Raw genomic sequence first — 15,218 nt, forward strand, 5'->3', positions numbered from 1 at the left:
ATATTGTAGCATACCCGAAATAATAAGCACAATTTAAATAATACGGTTGTACTATTTAAAAACCGCTGTTATACTTCGACTAGGCTATAACTACTATCAACAATAACAAGGGGTGCTATATGAATCTGGTGGCATGGGCGATTGTGACCTGTGAGGTCTTGTTCTGGGTGGTCATTCTTGCAGGCTTTACTGCGCGTTATATCTTCAAGCGTCCTACACTGGGGCTGATTTTCCTGGCGATGACTCCGGTCCTCGATATCCTACTGTTACTGATTTCCGGCGTGGATTTGGCACGGGGCGCTACCGCTACGACAGCCCATGCGCTTGCGGCTGTGTATATTTCTGTGTCTCTTGTATTCGGTAAAAGCATGATCGCCTGGGCCGACGAACGCTTCCGCTACTATGTTACCAAGCAAGGGACGAAGCCGGCCAAGCGTTACGGCATGGACCATGCCAAGCATTATTTCAAGGGCTGGGTGAAGCACTTGCTCTCTTTTGTGCTCGCTGCCGGTATTCTGTATGGATTGATATTGTGGATCGACGATGCCGCCCGCACGGAGGCGCTGTTAAGTATCCTGACTGTATGGTCCGTGGTGGTCGGCATTGACCTGATCATCACTGTTACTTATTTCATCTGGCCCAGACAGGCCAAAGGTTCGAGCTAAGCTCCGGCAGGAGCAGCTGGTTCATCGGAAAAAAGCCGGCTTATATGCCGGCTCTTATATTTTTCACCGTCCGCTGTTCCAGTGAGAAGTGCTTGTAGATTCTATCCCCGCCATCGCCAGTAGGGGCCTGCGCCAATAACCCAACCTTGACTGTGTCTCCCACCGGAAGGTTAAAGAAACGCATCATGTCAAACCGTACGCCGTCGGTCGAATAATGAAAAGCAAAGGCATTCCCGGATCTGGCGGCCTGCAGCCATACCTCATTACCCTCAATATTGCAGCCGTTCGCATCATCCGAGGTCTGGTTCGTAACTACGCTGACCACTGCGTGGGTATCAAAATCTGTCAGCTCGAAGCAAGCCTTCGCCCAGACCGACAGATCCTGCATAATCATAATGGAAGAAGAATCGTACGTGTCCCGGAAGTCATGACTTACCTTCACCCGCAGCACGAAATCCCCGGATACTTCAGTATAGAAGAAAGGCGCGTTGGTCAGACTCTCAGGCGTCAGCCCTTCTTCCGCAACCGCCCCGTTATTGCAGAAAAAATCACTGTTAGCAGTGGCCTCTATTATAATACTGTCATCCTCAAACCTGATGTTCCCCTCATTCATCCATTGGTACGCTGCGAAATCAGTCTTGGTCATTTGGTAGTCCTCCTATTAATGGATAATTCTTATGAATTGTAAACGCATTCTCATAATATATCAAAAATACAAATAGATCTCAAAAGTATAATCCCCCTTCATCAATTTTTGCTTATATTTTCAATATCCTGCAAAACCTTCTTAGCATCCTCGGCTGCTAATTCTTGCTTTAAGGTTGTGGAGGAAATAGAGGCGATTATTGCAAAGACAGCATAAATAGGTGGATTATCATAAAATCACAAATTAATTTTCGCAAGAAAATCTTGAAGGATTTTTTTTACTGGTAGGTTAGCAGTGAGTAATAGATCGTTCACCCGTTTAAAAACCTCCTGTTTATCCAATATAATTTTTTTACTGTCTTGATCTGTATAACTCCGCAGTGTATCAATGCATATCTCGAATAATTCCTCATCATTTATAGCGAGTAAGGACAGTAGAATATTAAGTTCATATACATTGCATTCATTATCCAAGCAGTATGCTAATTTCCTCTGCCAATCTATTGGTTTACTAAGCACTTGATTAGACAATTCATCCCAATCCCTTGGATCAAAATCCGAGAGTATCTCGCTTGCAATGACACAGCCATCATCGTACCAAGAATCTACTGTTGTATCAGCACATAAAAGGTTATCTAGTTCTTTGTACATTTTGATGCCTCCAATTAATTTAGAGATTAAAAACCTGACGGGCGTGATGCGTTTATCTTGCCTGTAGGGTAACCGCTTGTAAAATTATCACCAACTTTGATTACATAAATTTCCAAATGTATTCTCTGAGTTCTTTATAACTCCAATCTTTCATGTGTTTCCCTTCCTCTACCCATTCATCGATTTCTGCTTATATTTTTCGATATCCTGCAAAACCTTCTTAGCATCCTCAGTTGCTAATTCTTGCTTTAATGTTGTCGAGGAAATATCAATAATACTATTTAATTCACTTTGTATATCTTCTCTAAGATAATTTTTTTCAAGAGAAAGAAGAGCAACTGTCAAAAAAACAACTAGTTTCTCAACGTTACTCCTTACGATTCCACGATGATATTCAACAAGTAATTTTTCTGTGACTTGCGATAATGATAAGCCTTCCTCCAAAAATTCTTCAAAATCTTCCGCAATAAACCGTTCAAGTTCTTTATAATTACATAGCATTGGGAGCAACCCCTCAATAATTTCTAAAGTTATATCGATCTTAGATACGCAATGGAGCTTTCTCTTATTGTTTTGATATAATTAAAGGCTTCACTTAACTTCACCTCTAATCTAAAGGAACAAAATAAAAAGCAAGCCCTATATGATATTGTATATCCATAGTTGACCTGCTTTCCATAAAGGACTATCGAAATTGATTTTCAAAAAGTCACACTACAATACTATTCAAATAGTGAATTTTCTGCTAAGAGAACTTGCTATTTTAATTTCCACCATTATCAAGGTCAATTCTATCTAAAACTTCATCACTTATGTCTTGTGGAGGAATATCTCTCGTTATTGCTCCAGAGTTACGCGCCCATGCATGATTTCCACATACTAACTCATTATGATGATAACTAATTCTTCCCCCTCTCTCAAACAACTTAATAATCGGGTCATAAAGATCATGAAATTGTAGAGCGATAGGTACTTCTTGGTCCATCGCATATGACCATTCAAGATAAAAATCGCAAAGATATTCTGTAGTCCAATCTAAGTTAACACTTATTAATCTACTATTTTCCTCTTTTATAGTCTCAGGCATGCTAAAATCAATGATCTCGGAAGCATTAAATATAGCACGTCTATTATTATCTTTGGAATTAAAATCCAAAAATATATTTCCTCTTCTTATAAATTCTGTCACTAAGATCACATGTGAAGGTTTATCTATGGAAATAAGATTCCAGTCAATATTTAATATTCTTTTTTTCGCTTGTTCCAAATTAGTTTTCAATTTTCCCACCTCAAAATTTTGGTTTAAAACCTGGAAACCCACCCGGTTGTGGTGGTGCTAGTTCATGAGCACCTTTTGTACCTTCGTTAATTATACCATCCTTGAAATAGTTGATATCACGATATGGCAATCCTTCTTGCATCATTTTACTTTCAGCTAGTTCGTGGTCAGCTAATTGTCTAAACCAAGCCTTTTCCTCGCCAGACAATTCCCCTTTCAGTGATTTTTCCCATCCATATGCAATGTCAATATCTGGGTCAAAGTAACCCTTATAATAATACTTGCCGTTAATAGTATCCACTAAATTAACATTTTCAGTTAGTATTACATGTGTTTTTAATTGAATCGCCTCTTCAAAACTAAGTCCCGTATTCCTTGAAAAGGTTTCTAATTCTATGGTGTCTAAACCAGATGATCTAAGTTTTTCATATGTCTGTAAAGCGATCTCTTCTTGTTTAAAATTAGGAATGAACTGAATAGGTTCTCCACGGGGATCTATTGGCTGAGGTATTACAGCTTTTGTTTTCCCCCCAACCCCTCTAACCCCAGAATCGAAATCCTCCAGCAAAGATTTTGCGGGGCCCTTAACCTCTACCTCATCCAACGCTTTCATCTTACCAAAAGAGCTTCCAGTTATTCCACTGTCAGGCTCTATTTGTCTGTTCTTTTGCGTTCCGGTCCTCACGTTAACGGTCCCCGTCCCGAAGACTTCGCTAATCCGGTCTGCACTCGCTGCTCCACGCAAGACGGACTCGAACTCGCTGGAGAGATCACTGAGTACGAATTGCTGCTCGATCTGCATGCTATAGAATTGGGCGGAGAGTACCTGCTCCAGTTGCGTCTTAGGCTGCGGTTTCTCTCCCGTGAATAATTCAATGAGAGGGTCCACCAGGTATTTATCGATAAAATCCTTTTTGGCCGGCTGGCTCTCCCAATCCGCCAAATCTGGCATGATACCTCCTGCATGTATAGCCTGCAACTGGCCTTTCGCCCACCCGCCTTTATCTCCAGGCTCCATGGCCATCCGCAGCAGCAGCAGATAGGATTCATTCTTAGGCAGCGGCACACTCTTTGTTAAGATGGAGGGATCGTAGTCACATGCCTGAAGCACCGGATGCTTGAAGTACTTACTCAGGTCTTTACCCGCTGTATAGTGCACTTCATCTATCCCCAGTGAAGCCAGTGTCTGGCGCGCTTCTTCTGCCTGCAGATGCACTGCATTCATCTGACTCTTGTTCCCAAAGCTCTCGTAGACTTTATAAGCCATTTGCTCCTTCGCAATCTGATACCGTGCTGTGAAGATATCCTTAAGCTTACTCTCGGCGGCAATAGCTCCGGGGCTTCCCAGCCCCGAGGTCTGGATGCTCATCCGCAGCTGCTTCACGACAGGATCGCTATCCAGCTCATCCCGCCCCTGCAGGGCAGCGAACGAACGGATTAGATTCGTAGCCGCATTTTGTGCAAAAGGCGGGATTGACGTCCGTCCACCAACCTCTTGTGTCCCATAACTCCCGAGCATCCCTGCGAATGCACTGAATTGCTGATCCCACAGGTCCGCATTTCGTGCATTCTCCGCCTGGAGTCCTTCGACTCCCTTAAGGGCAGTTCGGATGATATCCTCCAGCTTCTCTGCCTCTGCGGTTAATTCGTTCATCAGCATCTGGGCTTTCATTAGACGGTCACCCACCGGAATACCGCTCCAACTTCCCGCCTGGCCCTTCATCTGCAGATACAGCCGGTTCGTATCTTGACTCACCTGTCCGATCTTCGTCTGCAGACGCCGGACCTGATCGGTATCAAATATAAGCTTTGCTGAAGCCATATGCTTCCTCCCCGCTTGCAGCTCATAAAATTAGCTATGCAGCGTTCTGCATAGCTAATTGCCTTCTTATGTAATAAAGCTCATGGAGTATGGGTATAAACGAATCATTTTAGAAGCCGGATTGTGCCTTAATAACTGCCTGCGACAGCTCTTTGTATTTATCGGATACATTGTTCATGTGATCTCCCAAACCCTTCAGTGCCTCGGAGAATTGCTTGAACGTTTTGTCCATAGCATTCACTTTTTCCGTGAAATTCTTGGCAGCAGCATCATCCCACACCTGATTAAGGTTCTGCGTGGTAGTTTTTACGTTTTTAATTAAGGTGTCGAAATCCGCCTTTTGTTTCAGGATCACACTTGCCTGCTTCTTCAATCCTTCATAGTCCAATGTAACTTTAGGGCTTGCCATAGTTAACCGCTCCTTTGATTAAATGTTTTATATAAAAATGAATTCAGAAAATCTTGTAAGTCTATGAGAAATTCCAAATTCATTAATATAGCATCAGTTTGCTCTTCCATTATTATCGGTCAACGGAATCAATAATCTTATATATAATCCCTTTAAATATTATTTTTAACTACTAAGGAATTTAATTCAATCTCTTATCTGCCCTGTCCCAGATAGTCATTACGCACCGAGAAATCTGATTCGAAGAGCATAATATCCCCGGATGAAAAGTAAAAGGTCTGTCCCCGTTCATCTGTAGCGCCCGTCATCTGTCCCTCAATCGCCCACATATTCGCAATCGGCGCCTTGTAGCCCAGAATCCGCGTATCCGCATCTCCGTTCTTGAGGGTGTAGATTTCAAACTTCACAAGGATGTAGCCGCCGGTAATAAATTCTGGCTCATACCCGTCCAGTGAACCCCCGTATTGATTCGCAAGATTGAGCAGATTCGTTCCTTTTGGCAGGATATATGGGGCAATGGGCAGGTTATACTCGCCATACCAATGCTGAACACTGCGTACAGCCGTGATTGGATCTACGACTGCCGGGATGTCCGTTGGACCCACCAGGGTACGGGATTTGTAGGACAACACTTCGAGATTATAGCCTGTTCCAATGTTGGTTTTGCGCTTCAGATATTGCGGGTAGAATTTGATCCACGGCTTCTTCTCCCGCTCCTCCTGGGTGAGTATATAGTTATACTCGTAGCTGGCTGAAGTGGATAGCTCACCATCCGCAATATTCCGCAAGCCATCTGCCAGGCGGTAAGTACGGCTATAGCTAAGCTTGTCCTTGGAAGAGCCCACCCCAATCATCTTATTCTTCGACCCGGAAATGTCATAGTACAGATCTACAGGGGCCGCAGCACCTCCAGTCTTGGGGATGAAGTAGAAGCTGGGTTCAATCCTTATCCCCTCGCCCGGCTGCCACAGATTCCCGATGGTCCGAAAATCAAACAGAAAGGAATATCCGTTATGCGGTACCGTCAATTGCTCCGTGGGATGAGAGCCCTTGCGGATCGGCAGCTGCCATTGTGGCTGTCCGTTCAAAGCCGTGGGAATTCCGTTCTCATCATTGCCGCCGGTATAGTACATTGCAGTACTATGCGCAAGAGTGCCTGTCCCGGTACGAAATACCTTTTCAAACCGGAAATCTCCAATATCCCAGATTCTAAAATCAAACAGCCGGCCCACCACACCCACATTGAAGCTTTCCGCTGCACAGTAATTGACAAGATCTCCATTCAGGTTCTGCTGACACAGATATTCGCCGTCTGACGGGGCATTAATCGCCCAAGACTGCGTACGCACAGTATAGTCGCCTTCATTCACCCAGGTCGGCAGAGTAAAAGTCATAGCTGGTGTGCCCACCGGGATGGATATCCAGGTATTGTCGGGATAGTATTGACTGCCCTGAAACACCCCGAACGGAAATTGAATGCGTTTATCCTTCGTATATTTACCGTAGTCCCGGTTGCCATACCCCGGAATCCCCAGATGCTGACCGCTCTCCGTAAAATATACCGTGAAGGGCCGGTCCAGAATCAGCACTGTCCGTGTCATATCCGGCGCCATCCGCTGGTCGAACGGCCGGTTGTCATCAGGAAGCTGGGAGTAATTGACGACTGGGGTATGGACTGTCACGGAGTTAATCGGGGAAATGGGATACTCCTTATCCCCCTCTCCATCCACATTTTCGGGTAGCATAGTGTAATAGATTGTCCCCGTACTGATTGTATCCGGCCGGTTAAGCAAGTATCTGTTAATCATCAGCCCGCCTTCATAGAGCACTTCGTCTCCAATCATGGGCGGATCTGGAATCCTTCCCGGAACGGGTCCGGTTCCTGTAGCAACACTATCATCCATAATCGTCTCCCCGTTAAAGACTAGACGGTCATTTTGAACCTCAGGATCTTCGGTTTGGCTTTCTGCCAGCTCTTTGAGTGTTGCTGTATCATCGACATCATTTTCAGTTGGCTCATGATCGCCTCCATCTACTACATCCGGTGTAAAGGATAGACTCCCCGTCTCTTTAGGAACAACATGGTCCTCAACCTCTGTGCTATTGGCAAGTTCAATTACGGGTGCTTCATAATTGTTAGGGTATAGAGTCACTTCCCCTCCAGGCAATGCATAGTTTGCCATTCGGGCCTGATCGATTTGGTAGACGGATAGCTTGTCTACTTGCCAGTAGGCATATTCTCTTGGGGTCAAGTCAAAGGTGTACGTTTTTTTGAAAAATGAATTTTTAGGCAACGGCAACTGGGGAATCGTTGTATTATCAGGCCCCGGAAGATCCGGCTGCGCTTCCTCCCACTTCGTAGGGTAAGTGACTTCTACTTTGCAGGAGTAGCGGACTTGACCTTTCATATTGGCAAAGGTATGGTCAAACAAATAATTTCTGCCCCAGACATTAGCATATAAGCTCTCTGAAGTAGGAATGCCTATAGGTGCTTCAAAATGAATTCCATTCGCTGAATCGTCACCCTTAATGACTCCATTCGCGCTAGGCTCCATAAAGGATGTTTGCGGCGATCCGGCGGTGCTAGGCGGTTCAATGGTAAATGTGCATTCACCGGATCCTTCTCCTCCACCCGGATCCGGAGGAGTATTTACTTTTTTGTAACTGGCTACCATATTAACTCCGCCTACATACACCTTAAAGTTACGCTGAACTAAACCTGGATCATTTGCAGATTTGCGCTGAATATATAGCTGTTCGCCTGATCTCAGAACCGGTGAAAGCCAAGACTGGTCAATCGCATAGGACTGTCCTCCAGATTCAACGGTTAGCGGGAAAGATTTGGTTATAGTAAAGCCCGCCTTATAATTACCGATTAATTGTTTACTCACGACCGTCCCGTTGGACAGCTTAAGAATCATAGTAACGGGATAATCTTCCCCTTCAAAAGGTACAGTGACATCAAAGTATTGTCTGAAATCTCCGGGATTGGCCCAAGATTCTGCATGCTTGATATCGTATAACGTATGGTAGGGTCCTGATACCTGGGTTGGGTTCGACCTTGGGCCTGTGACTACACGCATAATGGCGCTGGCGTATAACGGAGTCCCTTCTGAAATGACTTGCTCCGCTTTCGCTTTACCGATAGCGTCCAGAACCTCGGCTTTGGTCCAGACAAAGTTTGTAGTCACCTTCCCATTAGCGATAGTTTCCGATTCTATATGTCCTCCGCCAGAATCCTGCAATTTGAACCGTTTGTTGGCCGGTAATTTCGTGGGATCACATTGTTCTTCACCTTCGACAACCTTGCACGTTGACTCTGTGTGAATATACCAGCCTACCGTTTGAAAGCGGATGCTTGAAGTGGCTTCATTAGAAATGGTTGTATAGCTAAATGCCCCATTTTTAAAGCTAGCCATAAATGCAGCCTCAGCAATACCTGATAATGAAGATAACAACAAAGAAGTTAAGAGAATAAATATTACACTATAGCCACTCTTGCGCCGCATCTTCCATCACTTCACTTCATACATAATTGAATTTTCAAACAAACTGGAAGTTGCACCTACTGTCATATGATCGAATGGGTCTCCATTGTAGTAATTCGTGGATACCGCTATATCTGCATACCCTTCATACCAGACTCCCTTTTTTATTCTCTCATTGTTCATATAGTGTGTGGTCGAAAAATACGCATCGAGCATCAATTCTTTATACTCTGTAAAACTATTAATTCTGAACCGGAACTTGGACCGGATACGATAATCCCCTGTTCCAGGATAATACATGACTGAAGGCTCTGGATCGATTGACCCTTCAATCTGAATTCTGTTCTTCTTCACCCATTCAGCATATTCTCTTATATAATTCTCACGAATGGATACGGATTGATTCTCATACTTAAAGACTTCTTGGGCAAAACTTGCCGGATTGATGGTCTTGTAATCCACATTTAAGCGCAGATCGTATCCGATATTCATCCGTTTAATGATCTTTGATATACCTTCACTTGTCACTTCTTTAATAGCATACAAATTCGCCCCAGTGTCAGCTCTCTTGACAATATAATTTATGGTATTTTTCATTTCATACATTTCATTTGGGATGTCTTCCAGAATATAAGGGTAGTCCTTATAATTCTTTGGCAGGTTTGTCGTACGAATTTTTCTGCCGAAATCGTCCAGCTTGCCAAGCTCCTTGCCTGGCGTATGAATATGTACACTTTGAATCAATTCATCCACTTCGACTTCTGCACCCAGAAGATCGCTGACAACCGTTAGGGGAATCATCGTCATCCCGTCTTTCTGTACTACCTTGGCTCCGAGTGCTGTAGGCACTCCGTTTACTTTGGCATAGGAAGAACCTACAGTAAGAATAATATTATTCTCCTTCTGCTTAAGGGTTAGCACCTTCGTAGCTGCGTTCCAGCTTGATTGTGTCCCCAGCTTGCCGGAGATGATGCGGAACGGAATCATCGTTATTCCATTCTCTGCATAGGGATATCCTGCCGATAACGGGGATTTGATCCCGTCAAAAATCACGCTTACCGCCTGGGATGCCGTTCCTTCAGCCCCCGCAGTATTCATCGTCAATACCATGCTCACCATTACACTCATTCCTATGATTAAGCTTTTACTGATGCCGAATACTTTCATTTCATTTCTCCTTTGCTAATGGACCACTCATTCATTTGTACCGGTTTGAATTGTAGGAACAAGATCAAAAAAATAACGAGGATAAAGAATACTATATTTATCATTGTTATGATTTTTGATCGTTTTTTTATCAATGCTTCTCCACCACTCTTGTTATTGAATACGATTAGGGCCTGCAATTCTTATAATTTCATTTCGTAAGGAATAGTAAGCAGCATATGAGGGAACTGAAATAGAAACGATTATGCCCCTTTTGTTCACCCATCCACTTTTCGGTAGTATGTATATAGGTAAATCTGCTGGTTTTTTTTGGAACACAAGGGCTCTGGCATTTAAATTTCCATTGGCAAAGGATTTATAATCATCATTTTCAAGACCACCAAACTCGACTATAAAAAGACTGGTTGGTGAATATCTTTTAGTATCATTATTGAAGTTTACATGGCCCTTTGTATAGATCAAGTAACTATCCAAGTATTTTTCAGTTATCCTAATCCCATCGGGTGAATTATCAAAGGTGTTTTTCCATTTCAAAGTAGCTAAATCAGGAATTTGAGCTAAATTCGGATCATTTTTATCAGCTAAGTCAATGACAAGCAGTTCATCTAGTTCGGCGCTATAAAGACCATCCTTAGAAGTGATTTTCATCTTATCTTCTTTCCAAAGATCGGCCACGGTTAAATCCTTCATAGGATCACCAGTCGTCATAATCTCCGGCATGACCGTAAAAATATTCGTTTTGTGCCAGACCAATTCTGCGCTTCCAACGGCGTACTTATCTATAGGCAGCTTACCTCCGCCTTTAACCGTCAACACGCGCTCGACAGTAACTACTGCTTGGGCTCTAGTGGTATTTTCCTTTTCTCCAAGCTTGCCTGCGCCCAGTCCAGAGATTAAGCCCGTCTTCGTAGCCAGATACATCCACTTGTCATCTTCTTTCGTCTCTAATCCAGTCGCACGGGCAGCAATACGTGCCATCTCCTTGCGAGTTATTTTCGCGTTCCATTCCAGCTCCGAATTAGCAAAATCACTGGTAACGTACAGCTTAGCCTGTTCCGCAGCATTGACGTAGCCTTCATACCATTTCCCTTCCGTCGGCTCCACAGTTTGACCAGTGGCAGTCACGATCATCTTGATGAATTCTGCACGGCTTACATTCGCGTTCGGCATAAATAGTCCGCTGGGATATCCAACTACAATGCCTTTTTTTACTGCCGAGTCAATTCCGCCTTTCGCCCAATGATTCGCCGGAATATCACTGAATTGAACAGAATCTGCCCTTACTCCGGAGGCTGGGAATGAAGCTAGGCCTGTAGCCAGCAGTACCAGAACAACCATTGTTTTTTTGATGCTTTTCACTAGATTATTATTCATAGATAACACCCTCTCAATTCAAGTGTATTAGACTATCCTTTTCCACCAGTGAAAGTGATCGTACTCTGCCTCACCTCACGAAAAATATCGATCGAAGCATCACTTCACTTCATACATAATTGAATTTTCAAACAAACTGGATAATGCATCTACTGTCATATGCTTAAATGGGTCCCCATTATAGTAATTTGTTGACACCGCTATATCAGCATACCCTTCATACCAGACTCCCTTTTTTAATCTCTCATTGTTCATATAGTGTGTGGTCGAAAAATACTCATCAAGTATCAAATCTTTATACTCTGTAAAACTATTAATTCTGAACCGGAACTTGGACCGGACACGGTAATCCCCTGTTCCAGGATAATACATGACTGATGGCTCCGGATCGATTGACCCTTCAATCTGAATTCTGTTCTTCTTCACCCATTCGGCATATTTTCTGATATCATCTTCCCGGATAGATACGGACTGATTCTCATACTTAAAGACTTCCCGGGCAAAGCTCGCCGGATTGATGGTCTTGTAATCCACACTTAAGCGAAGATTATAACCGATATTCATCCGGTTTATGACCTTTGCTATACCTTCACTTGTCACTTCTTTAGTAGCATACAATTTCGCCCCAGTATCAGCTTCCTTGGCAACGTAATTTATGGTGTTTTTCATCTCATACATTTCATTGGGGATGTCTTCCAGAATATAAGGGTAGTCTTTATAATTCTTCGGCAGGTTTGTCGTACGAATTTTTCTGCCGAAATCGTCCAGCTTGCCAAGCTCTTTACCAGGTGTATGAATATGTACACTTTGAATCAATTCATCCACTTCGACTTCTGCACCCAGAAGATCGCTGACAACCGTTAGGGGAATCATCGTCATCCCGTCTTTCTGTACTACCTTGGCTCCGAGTGCTGTAGGCACTCCGTTTACTTTGGCATAGGAAGAACCTACAGTAAGAATAATATTATTCTCCTTCTGCTTAAGGGTTAGCACCTTCGTAGCTGCGTTCCAGCTTGATTGTGTCCCCAGCTTGCCGGAGATGATGCGGAACGGAATCATCGTTATTCCATTCTCTGCATAGGGATATCCTGCCGATAACGGGGATTTGATCCCGTCAAAAATCACGCTTACCGCCTGGGATGCCGTTCCTTCAGCCCCCGCAGTATTCATCGTCAATACCATGCTCACCATTACACTCATTCCTATGATTAAGCTTTTACTGATGCTGAATAATTTCATTTCATTTCTCCTTTGCTAATGAATATAGACCGAACAATCCTCAATAAAATACCCTTTCCGCACAGCCTCCTCCGGATCGAATAGGCTTTCTATCACAGTAGCTCCGGCTGGTAGACAGCTTTCTCCGTAAGCAATATGCCTGCCTGCGGCATTCCGGGTTCCGACCAGACCCTTCCGCTGCATGACCGCCCCGCTGCCTAAAGAGTAAGCATCCAGCAGCTCTCCACCTGGAAGCGGATATCCTTGGATAAACGCCATAATACCGGTGTCCTGTATGGATTGCTCGTGTAAGCCGCGCGGGAGGGTGAACTGCACGGATAATCCCATCCGTCTCACCAGTTCCAGATGTCTGTTAATGGCTGTGGCCAGATCCTTTTCCACCAGTGAAGTGATCGTACTCTGCCTCACCTCTCGAAATCTATCGATCGAAGTAAGCGGGTCAAGATTGGTCTCTGCAGTCAGTGCTGCATACTCACCTTCGTAGAATTCATTAGAGCCGGTATCATACACCCGCGCATGATCATCCAAAGTAAAATAGAGCAAGTTACCGTTCCTCAGCTTATAGTAATAGGGCCGCTCAGGCCAATTGACAGGTGTCAGCTCTTTATCTCCGCTGTAGCTGGCTGTGTCGTCCAGAGTCACTAAGGTGTATCCGTTATAACCGAACATCACCAGTGCAGGAATATGTATTTTCAGATTATTGATTGCGCTCTGATTATTCTCCAGTCCAAACTTCATAGCCAGATTACTGTAAAATACACTGAGCACATCCTGATCCAACTGCAGCTGCCGTTCCCTCCCGTAATGCACCGCTGTGGTGGTTGGCTGCTTCTCCAGCCGTGCCAGGTAGCCTCCCGCATCATCCACCGCAGACTGAAAGTCATCCGAATAGCGTTTATACATCTCCTGATTGGATAATTGAAGCTCCGCTCGCGTGTCATTCATGAGCACCAGCGGGATGATCAGAATCAGAAAAATAAGCACCACACTAAGGGGCTTCACTACGTACCATCCCCCCGTACTTCAGATTGACCGGAATCAGTTCACTATGAAACAGCAGAGAGCGCATCCGTGAGGCCAGCGTTGTGCCTTCGGATTCCAGCCGGACATTGAATAAGTCGCCCACATGCATAGTGAATCTTCTATGGGGATCATCCTCTGCGAATGAAGGACCAGAAGCCGGATACAAGACATTCAGTATATCTTTGGTGAAATAGCCATCGAACCGGACACTGAAGCTGTTCTGGAATGTGGAGTAATCATCCGGATTACCATATAAGGGCTGCAGGTTCTTTTTGTAATATTCCAGCTTGACGTCAAATACACCGTAGGAGGCATCCAGCGAATGAAGGAAGAGCTCATAATCGCCTACGTCCACATACCCTTTGCTGCGAACCGTATCGACGAATTCCACTACCGCTGCATTGGCTGCAAGCTTAGTATTCCTCTCGACAACTTCAGATTGGCGGAATGCCGGATACACCCCGAACACGAAAGCCAGTAGAATTACGATAATTACACCTTTAAGTGCATCTGCCATACAGGCTCTCCTTTCTCAACGGGTGGCAGAGATTTGCTTAATCATCTCATCCGTCCGGGTAACCTCTAACTGATAAGCCGTACCCGGCACTCCACGTAAATCAATTGCTGTGAGATCTGTAGCTTCATTAATAACCATGCCGTCGATATATAAAATATAGTCTCCCTCGAGCGCCGCAGGGATCATGCCCAGCACTTGCTCTCCGCTTATTCGCTTCAAATCACCTGTTCCTGTGTATAACGCCGATGCCACTGTTCGCTGCTCCGGCTGCCGGAATTCAGCAGCAGAGTTCTCCCCTTCCAGCCGCAGAAACGTAAAGCCGCCCATAGCGAACAAAATCCAGGCAAAGAGGGTTAGGAGGAACTGGGTGCTAGTCTTCATTTTCTTTATTGATGTTATTTTGATCAAATACGATTAATCTGACCTCATCATTCTTGTCTCTATATACGTTGGCCTTAAAAAGTGAAAGTGTATTTATATTGTAATTATCTTCATTATTATCCAATGTTTTACTCTGATCCAGCATTTGGGAGACACTATAATGATCATCCGATTCATTATTTACAAAACCAGTGGGGGTGGTATTGGTGGGGTCGGTCCCTGGCTTTACTGGAATACCATAATAAGTTGCATAAGTATTCTCTGCGTAGAAGCCCGCCAAATTCACTCCGGTTTTAATTAGAATAGAGAATTGCGGACGTCCTCTATACTTCATGGCCGCATTAATTACATCCTGGCCAGAGACAACCTTATTATCATAACTGTTGAACTCCGCCTGATTAATCATCTGAGTCTGGGCCAGTGTCTGCTCCTGGGCGCGGATGAAATAATTGTTAATTACCAGGTAGATACTTACACCCGCCGCTACAATTAGAATAGTTACTATAATTCCGATCACCCATTTAAGTCCCGTTGATATATTCTCCATAGTTGCTCTCC

The 15,218-nt window shown here is 44.2% G+C and carries 15 protein-coding genes; 1 reads left to right on the forward strand and 14 read right to left on the reverse strand.

What is annotated here, in order from left to right:
• Window positions 1-119 precede the first annotated feature (119 nt).
• The gene (locus tag J2Z70_RS11125) at window positions 120-665 is read left to right on the forward strand and encodes a hypothetical protein (protein ID WP_076079043.1); all 546 of its coding nucleotides are present in this window, start codon (window positions 120-122) and stop codon (window positions 663-665) included.
• Window positions 666-705: 40 nt separating this feature from the next.
• Here the strand turns inward: J2Z70_RS11125 and J2Z70_RS11130 are convergent, their stop codons facing one another.
• The 14 genes from J2Z70_RS11130 to J2Z70_RS11195 all read right to left on the reverse strand — a co-directional run bounded on the left by J2Z70_RS11130 (window position 706) and on the right by J2Z70_RS11195 (window position 15,207).
• The gene (locus tag J2Z70_RS11130; protein ID WP_036721478.1) at window positions 706-1,311 is read right to left on the reverse strand and encodes a DUF1349 domain-containing protein; all 606 of its coding nucleotides are present in this window, start codon (window positions 1,309-1,311) and stop codon (window positions 706-708) included.
• Window positions 1,312-1,547: 236 nt separating this feature from the next.
• Entirely contained in the window at window positions 1,548-1,961 is a 414-nt protein-coding gene (locus J2Z70_RS11135) for a hypothetical protein (RefSeq protein ID WP_209872689.1), read from the reverse strand.
• 168 nt (window positions 1,962-2,129) lie between these two features.
• Window positions 2,130-2,462: a hypothetical protein gene (locus J2Z70_RS11140; protein ID WP_209872692.1), complete on the reverse strand. Its 333-nt coding sequence runs from the start codon at window positions 2,460-2,462 to the stop codon at window positions 2,130-2,132.
• A 262-nt stretch (window positions 2,463-2,724) separates the two neighbouring features.
• Window positions 2,725-3,249, reverse strand: coding sequence for a hypothetical protein (locus tag J2Z70_RS11145; RefSeq protein WP_209872695.1), 525 nt, complete (start codon window positions 3,247-3,249; stop codon window positions 2,725-2,727).
• A gap of 1 nt (window position 3,250) precedes the next feature.
• Entirely contained in the window at window positions 3,251-5,062 is a 1,812-nt protein-coding gene (locus J2Z70_RS11150) for a hypothetical protein (protein WP_209872698.1), read from the reverse strand.
• A 109-nt stretch (window positions 5,063-5,171) separates the two neighbouring features.
• Window positions 5,172-5,471, reverse strand: a complete 300-nt coding sequence (locus tag J2Z70_RS11155) for a WXG100 family type VII secretion target (protein WP_076079049.1) — start codon at window positions 5,469-5,471, stop codon at window positions 5,172-5,174.
• Between the two features lie 194 nt (window positions 5,472-5,665).
• Window positions 5,666-8,662: a DUF5704 domain-containing protein gene (locus tag J2Z70_RS11160; RefSeq protein ID WP_209872701.1), complete on the reverse strand. Its 2,997-nt coding sequence runs from the start codon at window positions 8,660-8,662 to the stop codon at window positions 5,666-5,668.
• Window positions 8,663-8,986: 324 nt separating this feature from the next.
• Entirely contained in the window at window positions 8,987-10,126 is a 1,140-nt protein-coding gene (locus J2Z70_RS11165) for a copper amine oxidase N-terminal domain-containing protein (protein ID WP_209872704.1), read from the reverse strand.
• A gap of 153 nt (window positions 10,127-10,279) precedes the next feature.
• Window positions 10,280-11,500, reverse strand: coding sequence for an S-layer homology domain-containing protein (locus J2Z70_RS11170; protein WP_209872707.1), 1,221 nt, complete (start codon window positions 11,498-11,500; stop codon window positions 10,280-10,282).
• 99 nt (window positions 11,501-11,599) lie between these two features.
• A complete protein-coding gene (locus J2Z70_RS11175) occupies window positions 11,600-12,739 on the reverse strand; it encodes a copper amine oxidase N-terminal domain-containing protein (RefSeq protein WP_209872710.1) in 1,140 nt (379 codons plus the stop codon).
• 15 nt (window positions 12,740-12,754) lie between these two features.
• The gene (locus tag J2Z70_RS11180) at window positions 12,755-13,741 is read right to left on the reverse strand and encodes a hypothetical protein (RefSeq protein WP_209872713.1); all 987 of its coding nucleotides are present in this window, start codon (window positions 13,739-13,741) and stop codon (window positions 12,755-12,757) included.
• Entirely contained in the window at window positions 13,728-14,279 is a 552-nt protein-coding gene (locus tag J2Z70_RS11185; protein WP_209872716.1) for a hypothetical protein, read from the reverse strand. The genes J2Z70_RS11180 and J2Z70_RS11185 overlap by 14 nt, the downstream gene beginning before the upstream one ends.
• A 15-nt stretch (window positions 14,280-14,294) precedes the next feature.
• Window positions 14,295-14,660 (reverse strand): hypothetical protein, encoded by a 366-nt coding sequence (locus J2Z70_RS11190; RefSeq protein ID WP_209872719.1) that lies wholly within the window; start codon window positions 14,658-14,660, stop codon window positions 14,295-14,297.
• Window positions 14,650-15,207, reverse strand: a complete 558-nt coding sequence (locus tag J2Z70_RS11195; RefSeq protein ID WP_209872721.1) for a hypothetical protein — start codon at window positions 15,205-15,207, stop codon at window positions 14,650-14,652. Before J2Z70_RS11195 ends, J2Z70_RS11190 begins: the two co-directional genes overlap by 11 nt.
• Between the last annotated feature and the right edge of the window lie 11 nt (window positions 15,208-15,218).

This window comes from Paenibacillus silagei, assembly GCF_017874735.1.
GTDB lineage: Bacteria > Bacillota > Bacilli > Paenibacillales > Paenibacillaceae > Paenibacillus_AQ > Paenibacillus_AQ silagei.